Consider the following 26,691-nt stretch of genomic DNA (forward strand, 5'->3'; position numbering starts at 1 on the left):
AGCCCCCATCCTGCGAGAGCGCGGCGTGCCCGAGGAGGTCATCCGCTGCATCCTCAGCCACGCCGAACATACCGGCGTGCCGCGGCAAAGCCGGATGGAGATGTGCCTGTACGCCTGCGACGAGCTTACGGGCCTGATCACTGCCGTGGCCTTGGTGCGTCCGTCGCAGTCGGTCCTCGACCTGACTGCCAAGTCGGTCCGCAAGAAATGGGCAGACACGCGCTTTGCCGCCGCCATCGACCGGCGGCAGATCGAGGCCGCCGCCGCCGACCTGGGAGTCGAGCTGTGGCAGCACGTCGAGAACGTGATCCTGGACATGCGGACCGTGGCGCCGGTCCTTGGCCTCGACGGTGCGCCGGCTGACTAGCCCAGGGCTCGGCGCCCCGAACCCACCCTGCTGGTATAATGCCATTTCCCGCACACACGCCTGAGGCACACGCTGCATGCTAGATCAGGGCCCCTCAACCTCACGGGTATGTCCCACTTGCGGCACGCGGCTGGCGCCGAGCGCAACCCGCTGCGTGGTTTGCGGGACGGAACTCAAGAACGACGCTTCGCGGCAGTCCTTCCGCCGCAGCTCGCAGCTGACCCTGTCCCTTCCGATAGCAATCGGGCTGCTGGCCGTGTTTGCCCTGCTCGCCGCCGGCATTACCTTCGCCGCCACTCGCCTGACTGGCGTCGGCGGGGAACGCACCCCCACCCCAACCGCCTCGGCGACCGCCACCATCACCCTGACTCCGGCGCCGACGTTCACCGAGACTCCCGTCCCCACGCCAACAGCGCTGCCACCACTGGAGTACACGATCGTCGCCAACGATACCTGCGGCGGCCTGGCGTTCCGCTTCCAGGTCGCAGTGCGATCGATCATTGAGATCAACAACTTGAGCCCGGACTGCCTGCTGTCCGTCGGACAGCAGATCCTGGTCCCTCAGCCCACGCCGACGCCCTTGCCGCCGCCGACATCCACCCTGCCCCCTGAGGAAGCCACCCGGGCCGCTTGCGAGACGATCACCTATACCGTCCAGGCCAACGACACCCTGGGCGCCATCGCCCAGAACTACAACGTTGTGATGCAGGCGATCATGGAGTTCAACGGAATGACCGGCGAGACGGTCTTCGTCGGCCAGGTGCTGGTCATCCCGCTATGTGAGCGGGTCCCGACGGCGGGCCCCTCCCCCACCGCCACTCCGCCACCGCCCTACGCGGCCCCGAATCTGCTGCTGCCGCGCGACGGCGAACCCTTCACGCTGGCGAATGACAGCGTGGCCCTGCAGTGGGCCTCGGTCGGTGAGCTTCGCGAGAACGAGCGCTACAAAGTCACGATCGATGACATCACCGACGGCACCGGCAATGTCCGCGACATTGCCTACGTGACCGACACCAAGTACCTGGTGCCGGTGAGTCTAAGGCCCCCGGAGGCTACGCCTCACGTCTTCCGCTGGTGGGTGGTCGTGGTGCGTGAGGTGGGCACGACCGCAGCCGGCGAGCCTCGCTTTGAGGAGGCCGGTGCCCTGAGCGCGAGGCGGGTGTTCGCTTGGTCAGGCGCAGCCACCAGCGCTGCCACCCCGACCCCCTGAGCCTGGCGGGCCACCGCCCGCCCACCAAGCTGATGGTTGGCAATCCGGCCTCAGGCGCGGAGCGGGGATCCGGCCGGCCTGGCATCGGGGGCCGTCTACCGGGCCGCTCAATACCGCGAACTGGGCCTACTCAGAGAGAACGTGGCTGGGTCAACCTGACCAGAGACGGCCAGGGCCGCCGACGCCGCCTTCAGGGGACCGGTCCAAGCGCCTTAATGGTTTCCCCTACGCGCGCCGCCGATTGCGCCAGCGCGGCCTGCTCATCCGACTCCAGCCGGTATTCAATCACCTTCTCCATCCCCTTGCGCCCGAGCTGCACCGGGACCCCGAAGAAGATGCCGTGCTGGCCATACTCCCCTTCCAGGTAGACCGAAGCCGGCACGATCAGATGCCGGTCGGACAAGATCGCCTCGACCATTTGCGCCAGGGCCGCCGCCGGCGCATAGAATGCAGAGCCCGTCTTCAGAAGCCTGACGATTTCCGCCCCGCCGTCGCGGGTGCGCTGGACGATTGCCGCCAGGCGCTCCGGCGCCAGGGCTTCGGAGAGCGGGACGCCCGCCACATTCGAATGGCGCGTGAGCGGAACCATGTCATCGCCGTGCCCGCCAAGCACATAGCAGTTGACGTTCTGCACGCTGACCTGTAGCTCTTCAGCCACGAAGGCTCGCATGCGCGCCGAGTCGAGGATCCCCGCCTGGCCGATTACACGCCGGCGTGTCAGGCCCGTGACCTTCATCGCCAGAAACGCCATGGCATCCAGCGGATTGGTGAGCATGATCAGGATCGCTTGCGGTGAGTGCTCCATCGCACTCGTCACCGCCTCGCGCACGATCCGGCTGTTGGCGGCCAGCAGGTCCTCCCGGCTCATCCCTGGCTTGCGCGGCAAGCCGGCGGTCATCACGACGATGTCCGAGCCGGCGCTGGCGGCGTAGTCGTTGGCGCCGACGACTTGCACATCCGAGCCGACGATCGGCAGCGACTGGAGCAAATCCAGCGCTTTGCCCTGGGGAAGACCCTCAACGACGTCGATCAGCACCAGATCCGCCAGCTGGCGTTCAGCCAGCCAGTGGGCGGTGGTGGCGCCGGTTTGTCCGGCGCCGATGATGGTGACCTTCGCCATGTTGGCTTCCTCCCGGGCTCAGTCCGGGCGCACAGGCGCCCGGCTGACACGAATCCCCCGGCCGGCTGCGACCCAGCCGATCTGCCACCCCTCTTTGCCGACCGCACGCAGCGAGGACAGCAGGGGCTCAAGGTCGTCAGGCGCGACCGACAACAGCAAGCCTCCTGAGGTCTGAGCATCAAACAGCAGCATCTGCCAGGGCAGCGGGATGCCGGCCTCGAATTCAACGTTCGGCCCAAAGTAGGCGTGGTTGTCCACGCTGCCGCCCGGGTAGTTGCCGGCTTCGGCGTAGCCCAGCGCGCCCGAGAGCAAGGGGATGTCCGGGGCGTGCAACTCGAGCCCAACCCCGGAGGCCTGGGCCATCTCCCAGGCATGGCCGAGCAAGCCGAAGCCGGTGACATCGGTGGCGCCGCGCACGCCATGCCGCAGGGCAACTTGCGACGCTTCCCGGTTCAAGGACTGCATCCACTGCACAGCCTCGGCGACATGTTCGGGCTGGGCCTTGCCGCGCTTCAGCGCCGTCGTCGTTACGCCTGTCCCGAGGGGCTTTGTCAGCACCAGGCCGTCGCCGGGGCGGGCTCCGCCCTTGCTCATCAGCGACTCCAGGGCAACCATGCCGGCTGCCACCAGGCCGTACTTGGGCTCCTTGTCCTGGACGGTGTGGCCGCCGGCGATCACGGCCCCTGCCTGGCGCACCTTGTCAGCCCCTCCGCGCAGGATTTCCTGCACCACCTCGGGATCAAGATCGACCGGCACGGCAGCGATGTTCAACGCCAGGAACGGCGTCGCCCCCATGGCATACAGGTCCGATAGCGCATTGGCGGCCGCGATCGAACCGTACTCGTAGGGATCGTCGACGACCGGCGTGAAGAAGTCCGTCGTCAGAACGAGAGCGGTCGTATCGTCGAGCCGCCAGACGGCAGCGTCGTCCGGCGTTGATAGCCCAAGCACCAGGTCAGGATAGTCTTCCGGGCGGAAGATCTCCTGAATGGGGCGCAGCACCTGCGCCAGCGCTTCAGCGCTTAGCTTGGACGCTCAACCGGCACAGGAGGACAGGCTGGTGAGCCGGACCTCCCGTCCTGAGGTTGCCCTGGGTGCGCTCATGGCTGCCTATGTCCATCGTCAACCGGTCCGCCGCCCGGACATGCCGCCGGCCTTGGCCCATTGCCATCGGCCGGGATCCGGCGGCCTGCTCCGCCAAAGCCCTCCGCCGCACACCCGCCAGGCTGGGCGGCAACGCTCCGGCGCGCCCAGCGGAACGGGGAATGCCTACGACTCGGGTAGCAGCCCATAGCCGAAGGCGATCCCCAGCATGGCCCCGGCGCCGGCCATCAGGAGGACCCACAATAGGACGTTATCCACCAACACACCGATCAGCAGACCGAACACGCTGCCGATCCCCATCGCCACAAGAGTGGGCACGAGCACTTTCCACAAACCTTGAACCATCCTCACCCTCCAGGCACCGACAGCAGAATTCTAGGGGCTGGGCACACGACCGTCAAGAGCGGATCTGCCCGCGGCGCCCTCAGTCGCTCGGGCGCAGCAGCGGCGGCAGTTCGATCAGCGCTTGAGCCAGGCGAGTGCCATGCCAGGTGATCAGCGGGCCTGGGATCCTATGCACCCTGCCTCGTTGGACCGCCGGCGTGCCGGCGAGAAGCTCTACCAGCCGGTCTACCTCCGGGTCGGAGAAGACGTAGGGCTCGTCAGGCAGGAGGATGATCTCTGGCTGCTGCGCAACCACTTCCTCCGGACGCAGGCGCGGATATCGCACGTCCCGCTCACCGGGCGGCTGGGGGGAGGCCAGCCCAAGGTCCGCCTCGAGCGGGTATCGGCGGTCGCGCCCGGCAAAGACGTTCTCACCGCCGCAGCATGCCAGCACGTCATGGGCATAGGTCTGGCGGTTGAAGGTCATCCACCAAGTCCCAGCCTGCTCATGGTCCTCCATCCAGATCGGGGCGAAGACCCGAGCCATACGCCCCGCGTTCGCTGCGCTCCGGGTCCACTCCAGCGTTATCTCCAGCGTCTTCAGCCGCGGGATCGCCGGGCTGGCGCGAAACAACTCCACCACCGTCCACAGCACTTGGATCGCCTCCGCCGTGCTGCTGGGAAAGCTCAGCCAGACCCTCAGACCGAGCGACTGCATCTGTTCCACGGATTCCCGGGAGGTCTCTTCCTGGTTGGCGATCACCAGGTCCGGCGTCAGGGCAAGGATGCGGTCGATCTCGGGAGACCGCGTCCCCCCTACCGTTGCCCGCGCCGCCGGCGGCCGGCAGAAGTCGGTCACCCCGACCACGACCTCGCCGAGCCCCAGCTCAAACAGGCTCTCGGTCATCGAGGGGACTAGGCACACCACCCGTTGCGGCGGCTGCCGGAACACCAGCAGGTCGGAATGGCCATTTCCGCCGGGCATGGGGTCAGCCATGGAGCCGCCAGCCTGCGAGATGGCAGGCCGGATCAGGCCAGATCGATGCGGCGGAAGCGCTCAACATAGCGCGGGGATTCGGGCGGGCTGGCTGGATCGAGCATTCGATCCTGCAGGCGGCTCACCAGGGCCTCGGGGTCGCCGATCTGGCTGACATGCTGGCGCAAGGCCTGAATCTTGCGGTCGAAGAACGCGGTCACGTCAATGACCGTATTGGGTGTTTGCGGGATGGCAACGTACACCTGGGATACCTTGTGGGGCTCAAGCCCTTCCTGCAGCAGTTCGGGGAAGAACATCCGCGAGCCGGCTGCCGGGAACACCGCGTCCAGCGTGACCTGTCCCGCCGCCCGGTGGTCCGGGTGGTTGATGTAGCGATCGCTCGGAAAGAAGTTGGTCGGGTCGCAGGTGACCACCACCGTGGGCTTGGCCTGACGGATGGCCCGCACCACCTCACGCCGCAGGTCCAGGTCGGGGACCAGATAGCCGTCAGGATAGTCAAGGAAGTGGACCTGGCTCACGCCCAGGATGGAGGCTGCCGCCCGTTGTTCGGCCTGGCGGGTAGCGGCCAGTCCAGCGGGATCGGTCCCGTCGTCGGCGCCCTTGTCCCCCCGGGTGAGCAGACAGTACTCGATCTGCCTGCCTGCCTGCGCCCACAGGGCGAGAGTCCCGCCGCAGAAGAACTCCGGATCATCGGGGTGAGCCAGGACAACCAGGACGCGGGCTGCGGGCGCGGCGGGCTGCATTCCGCCTACCCGACCGGGGCCCGCCCGCAATCGCACTCGCCGTTTTGGTGCTTGTCGCAGGGCGCCTTGGACTTGGCCTCCAAGGCTTTGAATTCCTCATAGGGCTGGATCTCGTGCTTGAGGAACTCCGCCCGCCGGCCGTCGTCGAACACCACGATCACCGCCTCCTTGAGCGGAATGACGTCGTGCACTTTGGCTTCTCCCATCGGGGTGATGACGCGCTTGTTTCGCTTTGGCAAGTGCTTGCGAGCCTCGGCATAATGCTCATACTCATAGACCAGGCAGCAGCGCAGCCGACCGCACATCCCGGTGATCTCCTGGGGGTTGAGAGAGATCCCTTGCGCCTTGGCCATCTTGATCGAGATCGGGCTGAACTCGGTCAGGAAGCGCGAGCAGCAACGCTCCTCCAGCCCGCAGGCGCCCATTCCGCCCAGGATCTTGGCCACGTCGCGTGGTCCGACCAAGCGGGTCTCGACTTGCGACTTGCGGTAGGTGCGCTGCATTTGGCGGCGCAGCTCTTTCAGGTCGACCTTCTCGTCGCCCTCCGAGCTGTACAGCAGCACCAAGCGCGAGCCATCGAACGAAAACTCGGCCCGGGCAATCTTGATGCTGCTCAATTCTAGTTCCGCCGCCCGGGCGCGGCATTCGATCATGGCTTCAAGCTCACGCCGCTGCCACATTCGCCGCAGCACAAGTTCTTGGGCGGTTCCCCGGCGTTCGATCGGCTTCCAGCTGCCTTCGGACGGGGCTCCCGGATCGGTGACGTAGCTAACGACCTCGCCCATCTCCCGGCCGCGGGAAGTGCTGACCAACACCTGATCCCCGGGACGCAGGTCGTCGACTTGGGCGGCGTCGAAGTAGTACAGCTTGCCCAATGGCTGGAAGCGCACAGCCACGACCCGGGACGCAGCAGTCGTATCACTCATGTAACATCATCCGTCGATACCATCCACAGTGGCGCCATCATAGCACATCCAAGCCTGGCACCCCGCCAGGCGATCCACAGGTCCCACCCGTTGCACCTTGGCGGGCGAGGTCAGTCCACCATCTCCAGGGGAATTGTGGCCGGCTGACGCGTCGCCTGCAGGCTGAGCCGGGCCGCGATCTGCTGAGTGATTGAGACCAGCGCCCTGGCCACCGGGCCCTCGGGGTGCGAGACCACGACCGGTTTCCCGGAGTCGCCGGCGAGGCGCACCTCGGCCTGCATCGGGATCGCTCCCAGGAACGGCACGCCGGCCTGCTGGGCAAGAGCCTCGCCGCCTCCCTGGCCGAAGACGTCATACCGCGTTCCATCCGGCAGCTCCAGGTAGCTCATGTTTTCGACCACTCCCAGCAGCGGCACGTCCATGGTGCGGAACATCTCCAGCCCGCGTCGCGCATCCTCGAGCGAGACCTTCTGCGGCAGGGTCACGATCACGCCCCCGGACAGCGGCAGCGTCTGGGTCAGGCTGAGTTGGGCATCGCCGGTGCCGGGCGGCAGATCGACAATCAGGTAGTCCAGTTCCCCCCAGGCCACGTCGGCGATGAACTGACGGATGGCTGAGTGCAGCATTGGACCGCGCCAGATCAGGGGCTGCCCCGGGGGAACGAGGAAAGCGATGGACATCACTCTGACGCCAAAGGCTTCGGCCGGCACCAGCTTGCCCTGGACCGGTTCGGGCAGTGACTGGATTCCCATCATCGTTGGCACGTTCGGGCCATAGATGTCGGCGTCCAACAAACCGACTTTGGCGCCGGCCTCGGCCAGGGCGACGGCCATATTGACCGCCACCGTGGTCTTGCCCACCCCGCCCTTGCCCGAGGCCACCGCCACCGCATTGCGGATCGGCTGTCCCGGCTGGCCTCGTGTCCGTCCATCGGAGCGGACGGCGAACGTCAGGCGCACCTCGGCTTGCGTGACCCCTGGCACCGCCAGGACCACCTGACGGGCATCGGTCTCCAGCTGGGCCTTGTACGGAGAGGCAGGGGTGGTCAGTTCGAGAGAGAAGCCAACCTCCCCGCCCCGGATCTGCAGGTCCTTGATCATGCCCAGCGCCACCAGATCCTGGCCAAGCTCAGGCTCCTGAACACTGGCCAGGGCAGCAAGGATGGCAGCCTGGGTCGGGCGGGATTCATCGGGCATATTGACTCACTCCCATTCGGCGTACGTCAGAAGCGCAGGCACGCGGCCGGTACTCGGCCAAGACAACCCGGCGGGAGAGGGGCGCTCAGAGCTGGCTCTGAGCCCCGCCCGGCTCATTGAAGAGCGAGGCCGAGGCTAGCTGCGGGCTAGGGCTGAGGTAACCGATGACCTCGGTCCGGGCGCGTTCGAACTGGCGGACAAGCTCGCTCTCATCGCCGCGAAAGCGACGCACCGACTGGGAGGCGCAGGCCGTACAACCCCGCATCGCCCGGAAGGAGTCGGTGTGACAACTGATGCAGCCGCTGAGCCGAATCAACAGCAGGGAAAAAGCGAGCTGGTCCTCGGAAGCATCGGGCGAGCAGCAGGCGCGATCGACCAGCTCGCGCCAGGTTGTCCCCCGGAGATTCCGCAAGGTGGGGGCGACGCGCATAGGGAAAAGGATGTCAGTGTCGTCCTGATACACGGCACACCTCTCGGTGAGTGCTCAGGCCGGCTTGGCTGCCTTGGCGGCCTCTTTCTCTGCCCGGACCGTCTCTTCCCGCCGGTAGTTCTGTGGGCGGATCGAGGCGTAGTACGAGACCGGCTTGGACAGGCGCTGCTTGTCGAAGATGTTCGTCCGGGCTCGATCATAGGTGGAGAGTTCGAAGTCGTGATCCATCTTGATGGCGTCGAATGGACAGTACTCGGCGCACAACCCGCAGTTCATGCAGATGTCGACGTCGATGAAGAACTCCATCGGCGCCGGGATCGGCCGGCGTGTCTCCGGATTGACCGAACGCACAATCCAGATGCACTGCGGCGGGCAGACCTTGGCGCAGATGCCGCACGATGTACAGCGGTCTTGCCTCTGCCCATCGGGCCCTTCCTCATACACCAGGAAGGGGATGAAGCGGAACTCCTCCGGAACCGGAAGTCGTTCCTCCGGATACTGAACCGTGAACACACCCTTGGCTTTGGTGCTCTGTCGGGTGGCGAGACTTTCCGACCGGCGGCCGAGGTAGCGGATGTCCTCGATGTAGGTGTCGAGGAAGTGCTTGCCCGTAACTAGCATGCCCTTGATCACGCCGCTTCCGTACATACCTCACTCCAGCGATCGGTCGGCAGGACCCGTCCGCCTACCGATCGACCTCGCCCAAGACGATGTCAATCGACCCCAGGATCACCACGGCATCCGCGATCTTCTGCCCCCGGCACATCTGTGCCAGCGAGGTTAAGTTGATGAACGAGGGCGAGCGGATATGGTAGCGATACGGATTGGCCTTCCCATTCGAAACCAGGTAGAAGCCCAACTCGCCCTTGGGATTCTCGACCCGGCCATACGACTCACCGGCCGGGACGCGCACCTGGTATTGCGGCTTGCCGGTCATGATCTCGCCGGGAGGCAGATCCCGCACAACCTGCTGCAGGATGCGCAGGCTCTGCCGCATCTCGTCAAACCGGATCAGGAAGCGGTCGTAGATGTCCCCATGCTGTCGGGTGCACACGTCGAATTCGAGCCTGTCATAGATCGAGTACGGCTCAGCCCGCCGCACGTCGTACGGCACGCCGGAGGCGCGCAGCACCGGGCCGGCCGCCGACAGGGCGATGGCCTGCTCGGCGCTCAGCACCCCGACGCCGATTGAACGTTCGCGCACGATCTCGTTCTTGACCAAGAACCGTTCCAGCTCATCGAGCTTGGGCGGCAATCGTTCCTGGACCAGCCTCTTGACCATGCCGAAGGCGTCCTGGGTCAGATCGCGGGCCACGCCGCCGAAGCGGAAGTAGTTGCACATCATGCGGGATCCCGAGACCGCCTCGAAGACGTCCAGGATCAGCTCACGCTCATTGAAGCAGTACATGACCGGCGTGAAGTAAGCTCCCAGATCGTTGAGCAGGAAGCCGATTGCGAGCATGTGATTGATGATCCGGGTCAGCTCGGCCATCATCACCCGGATGTAGTCCGCCCGCTCAGGAGGCTGGATTCCCATCAACTTCTCGACGGCCAAGGCGTAGCCAAAGTTGTTGCTCATCGAGCACAAGTAGTCGAGACGATCCGTGAACGGCATGTTCATCAGGAAGGTATTGCGCTCGCCGAGCTTCTCGTGGTTGCGGTGCAGGTAGCCCATGACCGGGCGCAGGTCGACGACCGTCTCGCCATCCAGCCGGACAACCATCCGGAAGACACCGTGGGTCGAAGGGTGCTGCGGCCCGAGGTTGATGACGATCTGTTCCGTGTCCAGCCCGCCACCGCTCCCGTCGCCATTGCCCTGGATCTTCCCGAGCCCGGCGTACAGAGCGACGTCCTCTTGCGGGACCCACCCCTCGGGCGAAAACTCCGAGGGATAACTGACGTTGTGGCCGTAGGGCACCTTGTCCTCGATCCGGTAGACCTGGCCCTCCGGCCATCGATTCTTGAACGGTTTGGCTTCTTCCTCGTAGTAGGCCTCGTGCCAGTCCTTGCGCATCGGGTGCCCGCCAAAGCCCTCCCACATCAGGATGCGCCGCAGGTCGGGGTGTCCATCAAAGCGCACCCCGAACAAGTCCCACGCTTCGCGCTCCTGGAACTCGGCGCCGGGGAACAGCGGCACGAGCGACGGCACATGCGGCTCCTGCCGCGGCACCTGGGTCTTGAAGACCAGGGCTGGGCCGCCCTCAAGGCGATAGGCGTGGTAGACGACCTCCATCAGGTCTTCGGCGAGGTAGTCCACGGCCGTCACCGAGGACAAGTAGCGGAAGCCCATCTGGTCGCGCAAGGCTGTGGCGAAAGCGGTCAGGCCTTCGGGCTTGACGAGATAGCCGGTATACCCCTGACGGCTGTCCTGGCTGACCATCCCGGGGAAGCGCGTCTCCAGGTTGTCAACATGCACATCGATCGGCTGATCAGTCATCGCTGGGGACCTCTCGCCTGGCTCTGGCCGGACATCGTCAGGCTTCCTCCGGCCCGGAGCCGGAAGCGGCAGCCGGGATTCGAGGCAGGTCGCGCAGGTTGATCAGATCCGGGCCGAGGACCGGGATCGGCAGCGGTTCGAGTGCGGCCTTCTGGTAACCGGGGATAGCCTTGATCGGCTGGGCTGCGATCTTCTTGTGCAACACCAGGAAGCCATGGATCAACGCCTGCGGAGTTGGCGGGCAGCCCGGGACGTAAACGTCCACCGGCAGGAACTGGTCCACGCCGGAGACCACGTTGTAGCCTTCCTTGAAGGGTCCGCCGCCGGAAGCGCAGGCCCCCATCGCCATCACGTATTTCGGCTCGGGGACCTGGTTGTACAGCCGGACGATCTGGGGGATCAGCTTCTTGGTCACGGTCCCCGAGATGATCATCAGATCGGTCTGGCGGGGGCTGGGCCGCATGACCTCCATGCCGAAGCGGGCCATGTCATAGCGGCTGGTGGCCGTGGCAATCATTTCGATGGCGCAGCAGGCCAGGCCCCAGAACATCGGCCAGACAGATGACCGCCGGCCCCAGTTGTAGATCTTGTCCAGGGTTGTAATCGTTACCTGTCCGCGCAGGTCTTCGGGGATCGGATACTCGGGGTTGCTCAGGTCGTCTGGCATCTGGCCTTCCTCGCGGCGGGGGGCCCGCGAGCTTGGGTTCTTGGGCCCCCAGCGGGGAATTATAACCGTGCGAGCAGGGGTGTCAAGCTTCGGCTCAATTTCTGATATGTCGTTTGACAAAATTCAACTCCAACCCTACAATGGCCTGCGTGACCGACGCCTCGCAAGTTGCCATCGTGCGCCACCTCAAGCAGCATCGTGACTCGACCGTGGTCGAATTGGGCCGCGCCCTCGGGAGAACCAGCGTGACGGTTCGCCACCATCTTGCCCCCCTGCAGCAGGCCGGCCTGGTGGAGGCCCTCCCCCGCCGCCACCTGCGGGGACCCGGCCGCCCCGAGAAGGTCTATCGCCTGACTCCGCTGGCCGACGATCTCCTCCCGGAGAACTACGCGGAGTTGGCCTGTCGACTGGTCGACCATCTGCTTCAGACGGTGCCTGAGGCGGAAGCGGCCCGCATCCTCTCCGGGAGCGCTCGGGATCTGGCTCGCCGACTGGCCGAGGGGTGGCCGGACGGCCTGCCGGCCCGCCGAGACCTCTGCCTACAGGCTCTTGAGACCCGGGGCTACTTCCCGTCGTGGACGGGTTCGCAGGAGGCCGGCCAGCTGAGGCTGACGCACTGCCCCTACTGGTCCGCCGCAATCCATTCGCCGGCGCTGTGCCAGTTTGACACCAGCCTGTTGGGCGGGCTGCTCGGCGCCAGTGTGACCCTCGAGCACACCTTCGCTCGGGGCGACCCGGACTGCGAGTTCCGGGTTGCGGTTGACACGCTGCCTGCTTACCGGATAAAATAGACATGCTTAGGAACTATTCTTGCCGGGGACACCGGCGTGGCGTGGAGGGTGGTCACAGTGGAAACAATCTCGGTCTCGGACATCCAGACTCACAACATCACGTTGACCCCTGCGGCCGCGGCCCGGGTGCGCAGCCTGCTAGTCGAGCGTAACCTGCCCGATTACGGCCTGCGAATCTTCGTCTCCGGCGGCGGCTGTTCCGGCCTGCAATACGGGATGGCGCTTGAGGGCCAGCCGCGCCAGGATGACCTGCGCTTAGGCGCCGGGGAGGTGGATGTGATCATCGACCCGGTGTCGATCGGTTATCTCGGGGGAGCCACCATCGACTACGTCGACGACCTGATGGGGGGAGGCTTCAAGATCGAGAACCCGAATGCCGTCGCTTCCTGCGGCTGCGGGCACTCCTTCCGCACCGCCGGCCAGGCCGACAGCCAGTCATCCGGCGGTTGTGATTGCGGCTAGGAACGTCGCCTGAAACGCACACCAAACGCAGGTCGCGGTCCGACCTGCGTTTGCTTTTGGATGGGCTCAATGCCGGAGACTGGTCCGATCCTCTTCACCCTGGAGCACGCCCAGCGGGTTCTAGCCCGCATCCGACCGGCGGTCGCCGAGATGGTGCGGGCGTCTCGGGAACTGCAGGTGCTGGCGCCCTCCGTTCGCCGGGTCAGCGACAGGCTGGCCCGCAACGGAGGAAGTCGCCCGTCCGCCGCAATGGTCAGCCTGATGGGCAGCCTGCAGCGAGCGTTGGTCACGATCCAGTCGGAGGGCGTCCTGGTCAAAGACGTCGCCCGGGGTCTGCTGGATTTCCCCGCCCTGCGAGACGGGCGCGTCGTGCTCTTGTGCTGGATGCACGGTGAGGTGGAGATTGGCTTCTGGCACGAAGAGTACGCTGGCCTTCCCGGTCGGCAGCCGCTGGATGGAATCTAGCGGCCGCGCAAGACCGAGACCAGCAAGCCGAAAGCTCCGATGATCACCAGGCCGGCGATCGGCAGAATCGGCGGAATTGCGGTACCCGACAAGCTGCCAGCTTCGAAGGTCGGATAGACCGGCGGCGGCGGCGGGGTGTACGTCGGCAAGCGTGTCGCCAGCCCGGCACCCAGATTGAACTGCGAGGCCAGGGTCGGATCGATCGTGGGCGTGATGCGCGGCGCCGGGGTTGGCGGCGGCTCGACGATCGGCAGCACGTTGGCGCCCTGGTCGACCAGCCGCACCAGCGGGGAATACACCCAGGCCACGTTCCCGGGCACGCCGGGGTAGGTGATCATGATCCAGTCGCCACCGGGTGAACGCCCGATGGCGGCCGCCTCCTGGCCGGAGTTCAACACCCCGACCTGGTCAAAGTTGGTTCCGGGACCGAGACGGACATTTACCTGATCGGGGACCAGAACCTTCGGTCCAGCGGGGGTGCTGGTGACGGTCGCCACCTGGGACAGCGGCGAAGCCGCCGCCTGCCCCGCGCTCCAGGCGAAAGCCAGCAACCAGACACCACCCAGCACGATGCGGGCAAGAACGCGCCTCAGGGTAGATGCGTTGTTAGGCATGCGGGGGGACATTATACTATGCAGGCGCAGACCGGAGGCGCCGCGGATGGACAGACCGGTTGAACAGCGAGTGTACTACGGGCGGATCGAGCCGGCCGATTTCGCCAAAGCCCTCGTGGCGAACTTCGGCCATGGAGACCTGGAAGCCCAGCAGATTGGCACGGGCGACCAGGTTGTGGTGCAGATTGCCAGCAGTCGTCACCCGACATCGGGTGGGCGTACCGCGCTGGCCGTGCATCTGACCGCCGTCGAAGACGGCGTGCTGGTCCGCATGGGCCGCCAGGACTGGCTGGGCGTGGCCGCCAGTCTGGGGGCAACAGCCTTGATGGCTCTGTTGAAGCCGATCTCCTTCGTCAGTCGGGTGGATGACTTGGCTCAAGACATCGCCGCCCTGGGCATGACGGACCGCGCCTGGGAGACGATCGATCTCACGGCCGAAACGCTGGGCGCCTCGCATGAACTCTCCGAGCGCTTGCGCCGCCTCACCTGCGCCCACTGCCTGACCGCCAATCCGGTCGGCGCCCCTGCCTGTACCGCCTGTGGCGCGCCGCTCGGGCCGGTGCAGCCGTCTGCCTGCCGCGAGTGCGGCAACTTGCTCGCCTCGGGTGGGGACCGTTGCCCGCAGTGTGGCGCCCCGGTGGTTTGATCGCCCGCCAGGCACTCCAGCGACTCTACAAGCAAAGCCGCCGAACTGGCTAGTCCGAAGGGCATTGGTTCGGTGATCGGGTTTGAGACGGGAGCAGGCGTGCCCGCTCTCCGGCGGGTCGACTTCGCCTGAGCGGGCGCAGCTTGGCGGCCGCGGTGGCCCAAGCCGCCTTCCCGGCGGCGCGGAGTTCAGGCCAGAACCCGGTCGCGCTCGGCGAGGGCCGCGCCCTCGTGGAGAGCCTTCAGGTTGGCGTCCAGCAGCGAGCGGCGCCGGGCAGGGATATGGTTGCGCAGGGCCTCGGCAAGCTCATCCAACGTCAGCGCCGGCAGCAGGCTCAGCAGCGCCCCCAGCAGCACGACATTTGCCATCCGCTTGTCACCCAGCTCCTCGGCCACCTCATTGCCGCGCACCATCACCCAGTCGATGTCGCCGCGCCTCGGGGACCGATCGACCAGAGAAGCATTGACAACCAAGACCCCCCCAGGGTGGACCAGCGGTTCGTACTTGTCGAGCGAGGGCAGGTTCATGACGATGGCGGCTTTGGGGTGGCGGACCACCGGCGAGCCGATCTCCTCATCTCCGACGATCACTGTGCAGTGCGCCGTCCCGCCCCGCATTTCCGGACCGTAGGACGGGATCCAGGTGACGAACTTGCCGCTGTCCATCCCGGCGAAGGCCAGCAGCTGCCCTGCAAACAGCGCTCCCTGCCCCCCGAATCCGGAAACCACAATTTCGGTCTGCATCACTTGCTCCGATCCCCTCCCCGCGGCTCATGCACCGCGGGGTGAACCCTGTAATCGCCGAGGGGGTAGGCAGGGATCATGTGCGTCTCAACCCAGTGCAGGGCTTCATCTGCTTTCATTCCCCAGTTCGTCGGACAGGTCGACAACAGTTCAACCATGGTGAACCCCAGGCCCTGCTGCTGGGCAGCGAATGCGGTCCGCAGCGCTTTCTTCGACCTGCGGATGTTGGCGACGTCGTGCAGGCTACGGCGGACGATGTAGGCGCTGCCATCCAACTGGGAGAGCACCTCGCACATCTTCATCGGGAAGCCCTGGGTCTCGACATCCCGCCCAGTGGGAGAGGAGGTCGTCCGTTGCCCGGGCAGGGTCGTGGGCGCCATTTGCCCGCCGGTCATCCCGAAGACGGCATTGTTGATGAAGACGACCGTGATGTTCTCACCCCGCGCGGCGACATGCAGGATCTCCGCAGCGCCGATGGCCGCCAAATCGCCGTCCCCTTGGTAGGTGAAGACCAGTTTGCCCGGGTTGAGGCGCTTGATCCCGGTGGCCATTGCTGGCGCCCGGCCATGGGCCGCCTCGGCGAAGTCGGTGTTGAAGTAGTTGTAGGCGAACACGGCGCAGCCTACGGGTGCGACCCCGATCGTGATCTCGCGCAGCCCCATCTCGTCCAGGACCTCGGCAATCAGGCGATGGGCGATACCGTGGGTGCAGCCCGGGCAGTAGTGAGTGCCGATGGGCATCAGCGAGCCAGGCTTGGTGTAGATCAGGGACTCGACCATGCCGGTCTCGGTCATTGGGCAACCTCCCTCGGCGAGGCCAGCTGGGAGAGCGAAGCCTGCAAAGCCAGGATTTCGTCGTGCACCTCATCCGGCATTGGCACCATGCCCCCCATCCGGCCATAGAACCGGATCGGCACCCGGCCCTCGACCGCCAGGCGCACATCGTCGAGCATCTGGCCGGAATTCATCTCGACGACGAGCATGCCCTTGACCTGGGAGGCCAGCTCCCGGATGCGCTGGTACGGATAGGGGTACAGAGAGATCGGCCGCAGCAGACCTACCCGCACGCCGGCTTCGCGGGCGGTCTTGACGGCCGACTGGGCGATCCGCCCGGCGGTGCCAAAGGCCACCACCGCCAGTTCGGCATCGTCCAGGCAGAGCTCGCGAGTGCGCACCTCTCGGGCTTCGATCTCAGCCTGTTTGGCCTGGAGCTTGCGGTTGAAGACCTCCTCCTCGGCGGGGTCGATGTAGATCGAACTAATCGCGTTCGGAGCTCTTCCCTTGGCCCCGGTCAGGGCCCAGGCCGGACGGTCCTCGACCCGGCGCACCGGGCGCATCGGGGGGAGCTCGGCCGGCTCCATCATCTGGCCCAGGTTGCCGTCGGCGAGCACGATGGTGATGCAGCGATACTTCTCCGCCAGGTCGAACGCCTCATAGGTCAGGTCGATCAGCTCCTGCACCGTGGCCGGGGCGAGCACGATCGGCCGGTAATCGCCGTGGCCGCCGCCTTTGACGATCTGGTTGTAGTCGCCCTGCGAGGGTGCGATGTTGCCCAGGCCGGGGCCGCCGCGCATCACATCTACCAGCACCACCGGCACTTCGGAGCCGGCAATGTACGACAGTCCCTCCATCATCAAGCTCACCCCGGGGCTGGAGGACGACGTCATCACCCGGGCGCCGGCGCTGGCTGCGCCGTAGACCATGTTGATCGCTGCCACTTCACTCTCTGCCTGCAGGAACACTCGGCCCAGCTCGGGCAGGCGGCGAGACATGTGTTCCAGGGCTTCGGTTTGGGGCGTGATCGGGTAGCCGAAATAGGCCTCACACCCGGCGCGAACGGCCGCCTCGGCGAAGGCCACGTTGCCTTCCAGCATCTCTTTGGTCACGGTGTCGCCTCTCGACGCCTTCAGGGATCAGGCCGCCTTTTCGGCGGGGACCCAGCGGAAAACAGTGATCGCCGCGTCCGGGCAGATCACGGCGCAGATCGCGCAGCCAGTGCACTCGCCTTCCGAATCCTGAAGCATGGCCGGATGATACCCCTTGGGAGTGAAGTGATCGGTTGCCATGACGATCAGGTCTTTCGGACACACCGTCGTGCACAGCTCGCAGCCCTTACACAGCGCTGCACTGACTTCAATCCGGCCTTTGGCCATCCAGCAACCTCCTGACCCATCCGCCCCCGCTCAACGGTAGCCTCGCCGGCCCCGGCGGCTCAAGTGCCATGAGTCATGGGGGGCCCAAACAAACTTCCTGTACCCAATTAGTCTGATCTGACAGTCGCCGGGCTTCTCCGCCGGCTCCCGGGCGGATTCTACCTTCCCCGGGAGGCCGGCCGCGCCCGCGGACGGAGGCCTTCGAGAAGGCCGGAGCTGTCACGGCGGGACGTCCCACGCTTGCCTTGACGCCAGCCTTTGGCGATTGCTGCCGCTGCGCCTCCCAGGCTACACTGGGCACCAAGGGCATCAGCCTGGGGCTGAGGGCCCTTCGATGATCCTGAAGCCGCGGGTCGCGGCCTTCTCCGCCGCCCGCCAAGACCACAGGAGTCGAGAGATGGACCCAACCGCCGACGCCGGAGCGATCAGCCCGACCCTCTATCGCCGACGCATCTTTGCCTGGACCATGTACGACTGGGCGAACTCGGCCTTTGCCACCACCATCTTGGCTGCCATTCTCCCGATCTATTACAGCCAGGTCGCCGGCGCCACCCTCCCCACCTCGGCCATGGCCACCGCTTACTGGGGCGCCGGCCTCAGCATCTCGTTGCTGATTGCAGCCGTGCTGGCTCCCATCCTGGGCACGGTCTCGGACATCTCCCGAAGCAAGAAGCGGTTCTTGGCGCTGTTTGTCGCTATCGGGGTGATCGGGACCGGACTGCTGGTGCTTGTACAGGCGGGCGACTGGCTGATGGCCTCCCTGCTGTTCATCCTGGCCAAAGTCGGGTTCAACGCCGCCAACGTATTCTATGATGCCCTGCTGCCGCACGTCGCCCGCCCCGAGGACCGCGACCGCGTCTCCACCCGCGGGTATGCCATGGGCTACCTGGGGGGCGGCATCCTGCTCGCCATCAATGTTGTCATGATCCAGATGCTGCCGGGCACCTGGGGACCGCGGCTCTCATTTCTCAGCGTGGGCGCATGGTGGGCAGTGTTCTCTCTGCCGATTTTCCGCTGGGTGCCTGAACCTCCGGCGGCAACCGCGGCCCTCGCTCCGGGGGGGGCGGTGCTTTCCGCCAGCTTCCGACGACTGGCGGCGACGCTGGGCGATATCCGCCAGTACCGCGAGCTCTTCAAGTTCCTGCTCGCATTCCTGATCTACAACGATGGCATTGGAACCATCATCGGCGTGGCTGCCATCTATGGCGCCGAGCTGGGCTTCGGCGCGATTGAACTCGTTCTGGCACTGCTGCTGGTGCAGTTCGTCGGTATCCCCTTCAGCCTGATCTTTGGGCGGCTGCCCGATCCCAACGAAAGGCGCCGCGCTTTCTACCTGGCGTTTGTGCTGTTCAACCTCGTGGCCTTGCCGGTAACTGGATTGGCCGCCTCCCGGCTGCTTTCGCCGACCGCCAGCGGGGCGCCCCAGCCTGCCTTCCCCGGCGGGCCCGGGCACGCCGGGCAGGGCGTCCATTTCGCCGACTCCCCCTACCTCGACTACCTCGGTCCGTGGGAACCCGTGATGGTCGCGGCCGAGACCATCGGGCAGGAATCTGACCTGGCCTACCAGGCGAGTTCTGCCGCCGGGGCCGAGGTCGCCTTTCACTTCGAGGGCCAGCGTCTGGCGCTGATCTACGCCACCGGACCGGACGCCGGGGTCTGGACGGTCGATCTCGACGGGGCGCCGCTGTTCGACCCCGACACCGGGGACCGGACGACAATCAACGCCTACGCCCGGACGCCGCGCTACGATGCGTCTGCGCGCTACGAAGCCGAAAGCCCGGGCGAGCATCTTCTCGTTCTCCGCAATACGGGAGAGCGCGATCCGCTCAGCCAAGGGACGAGCATCAGCCTGGTGTCGATTCAAGTCCAGCCGCCTGGGCGCCAGTCCTCGCTCCCGCTGATCCTGGGAATGATCCTGGCGGTGGAGGCGGTCGGTCTGGCGCTGGCTTACCTGCTCAAGGGGCTCGTCCGGCCTCTCGCCGAACGCCTAACCACGAAGAGCTCCATCCTGCTGGCCCTCGGGGTGTACACCGTGATCGCCGCCTGGGGCTTCCGTCTGGATTCGGTCGTCGAGTTCTGGTTCCTGGCCTGGATGGTCGCCGTGGTTCAGGGCGGCAGTCAGGCCCTCAGCCGCAGCCTGTACGCCAGCCTGTCCCCGGCAGCCAAGAGCGGCGAGTTCTTCGGCTTGTTCGGGGTCATGGAGAAGTTCTCGGCCATCCTCGGGCCGCTCATCTTCGCCGCCGTGGCGGCGTCCAGCGGAAGCAGCCGACCGGCCGTGCTGAGCATTGTCGCCTTCTTCCTGGTGGGCGGGTTCCTGCTCTCTCGGGTAGACATCGGCGAGGGGCGTCGCCGGGCGGCGGCCGAAGACGTGGCCCTGCTGGGCGCGCATGACCTGGCTGGACCGCAGGCTTGAGGTGACGCCCGCCCTGGCAGTCCCAGCCGGGCTCGGGGCCGGGCAGAAACGGGCGCAGCGACGGGAGGCGCCTTGTCGCTCTCGACAAGCTGTGGGCGCTGCGGCGCCAGCTGGGGTGCAATGCTCAGTACTCGGCGGCTTCAACGAGCCCGAACACGGACTCACCCGCCGAACCGGCCCCCCTAACCCGTGGGCGGGTTGTAATAGTTGTAGATTGCTCTCGAAAGGTCCGCCATCAGCCGCGACGTAGGTTCCCAGATCATCTCGCGGTCGTTCCACATGAAAGCGGCGATGGCGTAGTCGCCCCCGGGGGTGTAGATCACCCCGACGTCGCTCAGCCAGGTCAGCGGTGATTCCGTCCACCCGTGTTTGTGCGCGACCCGGGTCCCTTCGGGTACTCCGGCCTCCAGCAGCACGCCGATCTTGTTCTGCGCCAAGAGGTCCAGCATCTTACGACACTCGGAGGGCTGGATCCCTTCCGGGAACACCGCCCGCAGCGTGCCGCCCCCGGAAGCGCAGGCGTAGATATCGGATAGCAGCATCCCGATCTCGGAGGCCGTCGTCTGGTTGTAGATGTCCGGCTGAGTGCTGATGTCGACACGCTGGTTGGCAGATGTGGTGAACCGGCGCAGTAGTTCCGCCCCGGGGCGGAAGTAACCGGCCAGAAAGGTGTTTTCGAGTCCGATCTCGCGCAGCACATCGGTCACGACCAGCGGTCCCCGGCCCCGGTCGATCTGATCCATCAGCCAATCGGCCGGGTCATTCCCAGAGAGCGTGATCATTTCCTTCAGCCACCGGTCGGCCTCCTCGCCGAGCGGCTCGTCGAAGAACCGGTCATAGGCGACCATGATCGGGATCTTGATGGTCGAGGCCGCGGTGAAGGCGACATCCGGCTCCAGCTCAATGGCCTGATTGCGGAACCGTCCGAAGTGAAGCACCTCGGCCGTCTTCAAGTTCTTCAGGTAGATCACGGTCAGGCCGTCGAAGCCGGCCAGGTCGATATTCTGCTCGAGCAGGGTCTGAAGGACCTCCAGCCCTGGCGGGGCGGCGTTGCGCTGGACCACGGGCAGGTTGAGGCGCCGATTGGTCGGGCTGCGCAACACCTCTTCCGCCATCTCAGCCGCCCGCCCCTGGTCGAGCACCCTTCCCGGGACACCGGCGCCGAAATTGGTGGAGCCTGGGATTGGCTGGAGCGGGACCGGAGGCTGATCGTAGCGCAGGGCGATGTCCAGCAGGGTGGTTTCCAGTTGGCTCCTGGACACCTCAAAGCGGAGAGGGATATCCTGTGGCTCCCCGGAACGGTTCCACAGGTAGTCCCAGAAGCCGGCCCAGAAACCGCCGCCGGTCCGAGCCAGCTCGGCGGCGGCCATCATGGCTTCGGTGTCCAGGCGAAAACCCGTGGCCGCCGGCGACAGCAGGATCAACCGATCGCCGTAGTGCAGCTCAACGGGCGTGCCGTAGGCCTGCAGCAGGCGTTCGGAGGCGGCCGCCTGCCCGAGGCCGCCGACGGGGATGCCGCCAATGGTCAGGGAGGGCGGCAGGCGAGTGCGCTGGCGGCTGAAGGCAATCAGGAAATAGAAGCTGAAGGCCGCCCCGGCAACCAGCAGGCTGATTGATATCCATCGCAGCCAATTCGGGCCATTCCGCCGCATCGTCGCTCCAGGCCGCGCAGTATATCACGCAGGGCCACGCAGCCTTCTCTACCCCGCCGAAAGACTGCCCCGCTGCGGCTAGCCCTCGAGGAGGGACAGCTGGTCGCCTAGCTTGCGGACCGATTCCTGGTGGAATGCGAGGCTGGCGCGTTCCTTCTCGACAACCGGCGCCGGCGCCCGCCCAACGAACGGACCGTCGAGAAGCGCCTGCAAGCGCGCTACCTGACTCTGCGCCTGGGAGAGTTCGCGTTCTAACCGTTGGCGTTCCGCGCCGCGGTCGGCCGGCTGCTCAAGCGGCAGGAAGACCTCGATGTTGGCCGCGACGAGCGGAATTGACCCGGGTGGGGGCTGCAGGGTCCCGCCGCTGATCTGGATCTGCGCCGGATCGAGCCGCGCCAGCGCAGCAAGAGCGCCACGCTGAGACTCCACCAACCCGGCTTGCTCGCCAGCCGCGATCAAAGCCGGAATCCTGGCTTTCGGGTCAATCCCACGCTCCGCCCGCACGTTCCGAATGGCCGAGACCAGCTGCTGCAGGATCTGGAATGCCTCGAGCGCCGGTTGGTCGATGGCGCCGTCGGCTGCGGGCGTTGGCCAGGCAGCCACGATCAGGGCCTGCTCCCAGCCGTTCGCCGGCGTGTACCCTGCCGGGGTTTGGAGGCAGGCGTCCTTCAGCCGCTGCCAGGCCTCCTCGGTGACGAAGGGGGTGAACGGATGCAGCAGCCTCAGGCAGGTGTCGAGGACGGCCGCCATGGTCTGAGCCGCACGCCAGGCAGCCGCCTCACCCTGCTCCAGCTCCAGCTTCGCCAGTTCGAGGTACCAATCCGCAAACTCCCCCCAGAAGAACTCGTACACCTGCCGTCCGGCCTCGCCGTACTGGTGGATCGAGAACAGGCGCCCGACCTCAGCCACCACCTGCTGGGTCCGAGCCAGGATCCAGCGGTCTGCGAGTGAGCGCTCGGCCGCCGCCTCGGGTTTGGCCGAGGCACGGGTGGTGCTGGCCACAACCAGCCGGGTCGCGTTCCAGACCTTGTTGGCGAAATTGCGATTGCCTTCAACGCGCTCGGCACTCAGGTTGACATCGTTGCCTGGGGTCGAGCCAGTGAGCAAAGTCAGACGCAGGGCATCGGTTCCGAACTCATCCATCAGCTGGAGGGGGTCAACAACGTTGCCCAGGGTCTTGCTCATCTTCTTGCCCTGCCCATCGCGAATCATCCCGTGCAGGTAAACGGTATGGAAAGGAGCCTTCCCGGTGAACTCCAGGCCCAGCATGATCATCCGCGCCACCCAGAAGAACAGGATGTCGTAGCCGGTCTCAAGCACGCTGGTCGGATAGAAGCTGCGCAGGTCGGGAGTATCCTCCGGCCAGCCCAGGGTCGAGAACGGCCACAAGCCGGCGGAGAACCAGGTATCCAGGACGTCGGGGTCCTGATGCAGTTGAGCCGAGCCGCATTGGCTGCATTGGCTCGGATCCTCTCGGGCGACCGTCATCGCGCTGCAGGCTTCGCAGTACCAGGCGGGAATCCGATGACCCCACCACAGCTGGCGGGAGATGCACCAATCCCGGATATTCTCGAGCCAGTTGTAGTAGACCTTGGTGAACCTCTCCGGCACGATCCGGATGTCGCCGCGCCGGATGGCCTGCAGCGCCGGGTCGGCCAGCGGCTGCATGCGCACGAACCATTGGGTTGAGATCATCGGCTCGACGACCTCGCCCCCCCGCTGGCTGCGGGGGACCTGCAGGGTGTACGGCTCGGTCTTGATGACCAGGCCCACCTGCTGCATATCCGCCCACAGGCGCTCACGGCAGGCGTAGCGGTCGAGGCCGGCATACGGCCCGGCGTTCTCGTTCATGGTGGCATCGGTGTTGAGCAGATTGATGATCGCCAGGCCGTGGCGCTGCCCGATCTCATAGTCGGCCGGATCATGCCCGGGCGTAATCTTCAAGGCGCCGGTGCCGAACTCCCGATCCACGTAGCTATCGTGGATCACTGGAATCGTGCGCTTGAGGATCGGGACCAGGCAGGTCCTGCCGATCAGATGCCGGTAGCGCTCATCATCGGGATGAACGGCGACGGCCGTGTCGCCCAGGATGGTTTCGGGACGGGTGGTGGCGACGGGGATGAACTCGTCGCTGCCGGCGATCATGTACTTGAAGTAGTACAACCGACCCTCTTCCTGGCTGTATTCGACTTCCAGGTCGCTGACGGCGGTCTTCAGCCCCGGCGACCAGTTGATCAGGTACGTGCCGCGGTAGATCAGCCCTTTCTCGTACAATCGGACGAAGGCTTCACGCACCGCTCGTGAAAGACCCTCATCCAGCGTGAACCTCTCCCGGTCCCAATCGCAGGAGGCCCCCAGGCGGCGCAGCTGGCGGGTGATCATCCCGCCGTACTTGGCCTTCCAGGCCCAGGTGCGTTCGACAAACGCCGCCCGGCCGATCTCCTCCCGGGTGAGTTCTTCGGTCCGCAGCAGATCCTTCTCGACCTGGAGTTGGGTGGCAATCCCGGCATGATCGCTGCCCGGCACCCAGAGCGACGGGTCGCCCAGCATGCGGTGGTAGCGGATCATCAGGTCTTCCATGGCCACGAACATCGCATGGCCGAGGTGCAGCTCCCCGGTAACGTTGGGGGGCGGCATCGAGATGACGAACGGTTGACGTCCCTCGGCGAGGCGCGGCCGGAAGTAGCCGGCCGCACTCCACATCTGGTACAGCCGCTCCTCAACCTGGCGGAAGTCGTAGGTCTTGGGCATGCTGAACTCGGGCATGGCAGCCTCCTCAAGGCCCGCCGGCGGAGACGAAAAGAACCTCCGTCCGCGAGGACGGAGGGCAGGACTCCGCGGTACCACTTCGGTTCACCCCGCCCGGGCGGGATGCACTCGGACCCAACCGCATTGGCTCTGGGCGCTGACGGGCTGCGCGCCCCGGTCTATTCCCGGGTGACCCCGGTTTCTTCGGCGTCGAATCCGAGCGCCCGGCGGCGGCGGACGCAGTGGGGGCTCTCAGCCAACGGCCGCTCCGTCTCTTGCGGCGCCGCACCGCCTGCTCCTCTCGGACACCGGCTGTGGGATTGGGGCGATTCTAGCAGGCGGGCATGCGCCTGTCAAAGCCCCGGGCGTCAGCCAGCGTCGACGTTCCCCCTGAGGGGACCGGTCCATTCCCCCGGGAACAGCTCCAGGGCACGTTCGGCGGCGCGCACGATTTGATCATCCCGGTCGAAGAGCCGGGCCCGCACCGCCTGCTTGGCGTCCGGAGTATGCCACTCGATCAGGCGCAGCAGGGCCACCAGACGGGAACGGCTGTTCTCTATCTCCTGTGCCCCTTGCTCGCTTTCGAGGTAGCCTGTGCGCGGCTTCTCGACGATCTCAATGAGCACGGGGATTGCGCTGCGGTCGTTCAGCGTAGCCAGCCGCTGAACCGAGGCGTGCGCCACATTCAGGTCGGCCACTCGCACTGCACGAAAGCGGTGAAGCTGGATCGCAGTCAGCACGGCGACCTCGCGCACCAATGGGTCGGGGTCGTTGGCGGCAGCCTCAATTTCGGCCAGCAAGGCATCGTCCTGGCCGACGCCTGGCCGGTTGGCGAATTCAACCGCCGCCCGGCGCCGGGGGGCCGAGTCGCTGCCGCGCATGTCGTACTCGCCCCGAGCCCGCTGCAGAAGCCTCCCCGCCGCGGTCAGTTTCGCCATATCGAACGAGGAGTCGGCCAACCCGGCCAGCTCATCCTCCGGGGCGTCCAACAGGTACATGGCATGTTGCACCGAGGCCGTCACCCCGGGGTCCTCCAACTCGAGCAGCCCATTCAGGTAGTCGCGCAGACCGGACTGGCTGTTCTGCTGCAGCACCCGCCGGGCTCGGTCCCGCCACTCGTTGATCTCGACAGCCAACTCCTGCTGCTGTTGACGCAGCTGGTTCTGCTCGTCCCGGAGCGATTGACGCTCGTCCGGGCCGACCTCCAGCGTCTTCCGTCCCAAAGCATCCAGCTGTTCGCTGAGCTTCACGAAATCTCGCTGGCATGCGTCCGCCCTGCGATTGAGCGCTTCCTGTACCTGCCGAAGCCCCAAGCCAATCACGCTCGCCAACCTCCAGCGCCGGGGGATCGCCCCCGAGGTCCATCGCCAGCCCGGCGAGTATAGACAAGGACGAATCGGGCGTCAAACGAGGCGGACGCCGACAAAGTGCCTTTGCCGGGAGCATCCAGTATAATCGCCGCCGTGGGAGACAGCGAGCACCGCCTCCTCAATTCGACGCCGGCCGCGGACGACACGGAAGACCTCAGCCTGCGGCCGCGCACCCTCGGCCAGATGATCGGCCAGGATCGCGTCAAGGAGAACCTCAGCATCCTGATCGAGGCCGCCCGCACCCGCGGCGAGAGCCTCGACCACGTCCTGCTGTACGGGCCCCCCGGGCTGGGCAAGACCACCTTGGCTCACATCCTGGCCAACGAAATGCAGGTCAACCTGCGCCCGACCTCAGGTCCCGCTATTGAGCGTGCCGGTGACCTGGCGGCGATCCTGACCAATCTGCGCGAGCACGATGTGCTCTTCATCGACGAAATCCACCGTCTGGGCCGGGCGATCGAGGAGATCTTGTACCCGGCGATGGAGGATTACTGTCTCGACCTGGTGATCGGCAAGGGACCGAGCGCCCGTTCAATTCGGCTGAACCTGCCGCGCTTCACCGTCGTCGGCGCGACGACGCGCCTGGCGCTGCTCTCCGCTCCGCTGCGCGGGCGCTTCGGCGCAACCTACCGCCTCGACTACTACACGCCGGAGGCCTTGGAGCGCATTGTGGAGCATGCCGCCCGGGCGCTGGTCATCCACATTGACCCCGGCGGCGTGCACGAGATCGCCCGCCGGGCGCGCGGTACCCCGCGAGTCGCCCTGCGACTGCTGCGGCGGGTTCGGGATTTCGCCCAGGTGCGGGCCGATGGCCGGATCACGCGGGGGGTATCATCGGAGGCCCTGGCGCTGCTGGATATCGACGCCTTGGGGCTGGACGACACCGACCGCAGGGTGCTGGAGACTATCGTCGTCAAGTTCGGCGGCGGGCCGGTCGGCCTGCAGACGATCGCAGCCTCGATCTCCGAAGAGCCGGACACGATTATGGATGTGATCGAGCCCTATCTTCTCCAGCTGGGGTTCATCGACCGTACCCCTCAGGGGAGAACCGCCACGCCGTTGGCCTATCAGCACCTGGGGGTCGAGGTGCCTGAGCATCCCCAGCCCCGTCTGC

Annotated in this window: 27 protein-coding genes; 8 read left to right on the plus strand and 19 right to left on the minus strand. The window is 66.1% G+C overall.

Annotated elements, in window-relative coordinates:
* Together MUO23_10230 and MUO23_10235 are read left to right on the plus strand one after the other, a co-directional pair.
* The coding region (locus MUO23_10230; GenBank protein MCJ7513330.1) for an HAD family hydrolase at positions 1-367 on the plus strand (367 nt) is incomplete at its 5' end.
* 76 nt (positions 368-443) lie between these two features.
* Positions 444-1,577 carry a LysM peptidoglycan-binding domain-containing protein gene (locus MUO23_10235; GenBank protein MCJ7513331.1) on the plus strand — a complete coding sequence of 378 codons (1,134 nt, stop codon included), beginning with the start codon at positions 444-446 and terminating at the stop codon, positions 1,575-1,577.
* A gap of 190 nt (positions 1,578-1,767) precedes the next feature.
* Here MUO23_10235 and mdh read toward each other — a convergent pair whose 3' ends face one another.
* The 11 genes from mdh to MUO23_10290 all read right to left on the minus strand — a co-directional run bounded on the left by mdh (position 1,768) and on the right by MUO23_10290 (position 11,521).
* Complete coding sequence (mdh, locus tag MUO23_10240) at positions 1,768-2,697, minus strand: malate dehydrogenase (GenBank protein ID MCJ7513332.1); 930 nt, start codon at positions 2,695-2,697, stop codon at positions 1,768-1,770.
* An 18-nt stretch (positions 2,698-2,715) separates the two neighbouring features.
* The gene (gene selD / locus MUO23_10245; GenBank protein ID MCJ7513333.1) at positions 2,716-3,699 is read right to left on the minus strand and encodes a selenide, water dikinase SelD; all 984 of its coding nucleotides are present in this window, start codon (positions 3,697-3,699) and stop codon (positions 2,716-2,718) included.
* A gap of 267 nt (positions 3,700-3,966) precedes the next feature.
* Positions 3,967-4,146: a hypothetical protein gene (locus tag MUO23_10250; GenBank protein ID MCJ7513334.1), complete on the minus strand. Its 180-nt coding sequence runs from the start codon at positions 4,144-4,146 to the stop codon at positions 3,967-3,969.
* Between the two features lie 79 nt (positions 4,147-4,225).
* Positions 4,226-5,122, minus strand: coding sequence for a helical backbone metal receptor (locus MUO23_10255; protein MCJ7513335.1), 897 nt, complete (start codon positions 5,120-5,122; stop codon positions 4,226-4,228).
* Between the two features lie 32 nt (positions 5,123-5,154).
* Positions 5,155-5,865: a PIG-L family deacetylase gene (locus tag MUO23_10260; GenBank protein MCJ7513336.1), complete on the minus strand. Its 711-nt coding sequence runs from the start codon at positions 5,863-5,865 to the stop codon at positions 5,155-5,157.
* Positions 5,866-5,870: 5 nt separating this feature from the next.
* On the minus strand, positions 5,871-6,791 hold the full coding sequence (locus tag MUO23_10265) for a hypothetical protein (protein MCJ7513337.1): 921 nt from the start codon (positions 6,789-6,791) through the stop codon (positions 5,871-5,873).
* A 110-nt stretch (positions 6,792-6,901) separates the two neighbouring features.
* Positions 6,902-7,987 carry an Mrp/NBP35 family ATP-binding protein gene (locus MUO23_10270; protein ID MCJ7513338.1) on the minus strand — a complete coding sequence of 362 codons (1,086 nt, stop codon included), beginning with the start codon at positions 7,985-7,987 and terminating at the stop codon, positions 6,902-6,904.
* An 85-nt stretch (positions 7,988-8,072) separates the two neighbouring features.
* A complete protein-coding gene (locus tag MUO23_10275; protein MCJ7513339.1) occupies positions 8,073-8,450 on the minus strand; it encodes a hypothetical protein in 378 nt (125 codons plus the stop codon).
* A 21-nt stretch (positions 8,451-8,471) separates the two neighbouring features.
* Positions 8,472-9,065 (minus strand): 4Fe-4S binding protein, encoded by a 594-nt coding sequence (locus tag MUO23_10280; protein ID MCJ7513340.1) that lies wholly within the window; start codon positions 9,063-9,065, stop codon positions 8,472-8,474.
* A gap of 37 nt (positions 9,066-9,102) precedes the next feature.
* A complete protein-coding gene (locus MUO23_10285; protein MCJ7513341.1) occupies positions 9,103-10,854 on the minus strand; it encodes an NADH-quinone oxidoreductase subunit D in 1,752 nt (583 codons plus the stop codon).
* A 37-nt stretch (positions 10,855-10,891) separates the two neighbouring features.
* Positions 10,892-11,521, minus strand: coding sequence for an NADH-quinone oxidoreductase subunit B (locus tag MUO23_10290; protein MCJ7513342.1), 630 nt, complete (start codon positions 11,519-11,521; stop codon positions 10,892-10,894).
* A 149-nt stretch (positions 11,522-11,670) separates the two neighbouring features.
* Between MUO23_10290 and MUO23_10295 the strand changes: the two genes are divergently transcribed.
* The 3 genes from MUO23_10295 (at position 11,671) to MUO23_10305 (ending at position 13,239) form a co-directional block, all read left to right on the plus strand.
* On the plus strand, positions 11,671-12,312 hold the full coding sequence (locus MUO23_10295; GenBank protein ID MCJ7513343.1) for an ArsR family transcriptional regulator: 642 nt from the start codon (positions 11,671-11,673) through the stop codon (positions 12,310-12,312).
* Between the two features lie 57 nt (positions 12,313-12,369).
* Positions 12,370-12,774, plus strand: a complete 405-nt coding sequence (erpA, locus tag MUO23_10300) for an iron-sulfur cluster insertion protein ErpA (GenBank protein MCJ7513344.1) — start codon at positions 12,370-12,372, stop codon at positions 12,772-12,774.
* A gap of 69 nt (positions 12,775-12,843) precedes the next feature.
* Positions 12,844-13,239, plus strand: coding sequence for a DUF2203 domain-containing protein (locus tag MUO23_10305; protein ID MCJ7513345.1), 396 nt, complete (start codon positions 12,844-12,846; stop codon positions 13,237-13,239).
* Here the strand turns inward: MUO23_10305 and MUO23_10310 are convergent.
* On the minus strand, positions 13,236-13,853 hold the full coding sequence (locus MUO23_10310; GenBank protein ID MCJ7513346.1) for an SH3 domain-containing protein: 618 nt from the start codon (positions 13,851-13,853) through the stop codon (positions 13,236-13,238). The genes MUO23_10305 and MUO23_10310 overlap by 4 nt on opposite strands.
* 46 nt (positions 13,854-13,899) lie before the next feature.
* Here MUO23_10310 and MUO23_10315 point away from each other — a divergent pair, with 46 nt between their 5' ends.
* Positions 13,900-14,499 (plus strand): zinc ribbon domain-containing protein, encoded by a 600-nt coding sequence (locus MUO23_10315; protein ID MCJ7513347.1) that lies wholly within the window; start codon positions 13,900-13,902, stop codon positions 14,497-14,499.
* A gap of 188 nt (positions 14,500-14,687) precedes the next feature.
* Here the strand turns inward: MUO23_10315 and MUO23_10320 are convergent, their stop codons facing one another.
* The 4 genes from MUO23_10320 to MUO23_10335 are packed head-to-tail and all read right to left on the minus strand — an operon-like array spanning position 14,688 to position 17,394.
* Positions 14,688-15,242 carry a 2-oxoacid:acceptor oxidoreductase family protein gene (locus MUO23_10320; GenBank protein ID MCJ7513348.1) on the minus strand — a complete coding sequence of 185 codons (555 nt, stop codon included), beginning with the start codon at positions 15,240-15,242 and terminating at the stop codon, positions 14,688-14,690.
* Positions 15,242-16,036 (minus strand): thiamine pyrophosphate-dependent enzyme, encoded by a 795-nt coding sequence (locus tag MUO23_10325; protein ID MCJ7513349.1) that lies wholly within the window; start codon positions 16,034-16,036, stop codon positions 15,242-15,244. Before MUO23_10325 ends, MUO23_10320 begins: the two co-directional genes overlap by 1 nt.
* A complete protein-coding gene (locus MUO23_10330; protein MCJ7513350.1) occupies positions 16,033-17,127 on the minus strand; it encodes a 3-methyl-2-oxobutanoate dehydrogenase subunit VorB in 1,095 nt (364 codons plus the stop codon). Before MUO23_10330 ends, MUO23_10325 begins: the two co-directional genes overlap by 4 nt.
* A gap of 27 nt (positions 17,128-17,154) precedes the next feature.
* Positions 17,155-17,394, minus strand: a complete 240-nt coding sequence (locus MUO23_10335; GenBank protein MCJ7513351.1) for a 4Fe-4S binding protein — start codon at positions 17,392-17,394, stop codon at positions 17,155-17,157.
* A 397-nt stretch (positions 17,395-17,791) separates the two neighbouring features.
* Here MUO23_10335 and MUO23_10340 point away from each other — a divergent pair, with 397 nt between their 5' ends.
* Positions 17,792-19,807, plus strand: a complete 2,016-nt coding sequence (locus MUO23_10340) for an MFS transporter (GenBank protein MCJ7513352.1) — start codon at positions 17,792-17,794, stop codon at positions 19,805-19,807.
* A gap of 182 nt (positions 19,808-19,989) precedes the next feature.
* Here the strand turns inward: MUO23_10340 and MUO23_10345 are convergent, their stop codons facing one another.
* From MUO23_10345 to MUO23_10355, 3 genes are all read right to left on the minus strand, one after another.
* The gene (locus MUO23_10345) at positions 19,990-21,459 is read right to left on the minus strand and encodes a class A beta-lactamase-related serine hydrolase (GenBank protein MCJ7513353.1); all 1,470 of its coding nucleotides are present in this window, start codon (positions 21,457-21,459) and stop codon (positions 19,990-19,992) included.
* A 78-nt stretch (positions 21,460-21,537) separates the two neighbouring features.
* A complete protein-coding gene (locus MUO23_10350; GenBank protein ID MCJ7513354.1) occupies positions 21,538-24,225 on the minus strand; it encodes a valine--tRNA ligase in 2,688 nt (895 codons plus the stop codon).
* A gap of 350 nt (positions 24,226-24,575) precedes the next feature.
* Complete coding sequence (locus MUO23_10355; protein ID MCJ7513355.1) at positions 24,576-25,457, minus strand: hypothetical protein; 882 nt, start codon at positions 25,455-25,457, stop codon at positions 24,576-24,578.
* Between the two features lie 213 nt (positions 25,458-25,670).
* Here MUO23_10355 and ruvB point away from each other — a divergent pair.
* Positions 25,671-26,691: Holliday junction branch migration DNA helicase RuvB (ruvB, locus tag MUO23_10360; GenBank protein MCJ7513356.1), on the plus strand; the 1,021-nt coding region annotated here is incomplete at its 3' end.

The organism is Anaerolineales bacterium (genome assembly GCA_022866145.1).
In the GTDB taxonomy this organism is placed as follows: Bacteria; Chloroflexota; Anaerolineae; order Anaerolineales; family E44-bin32; genus PFL42.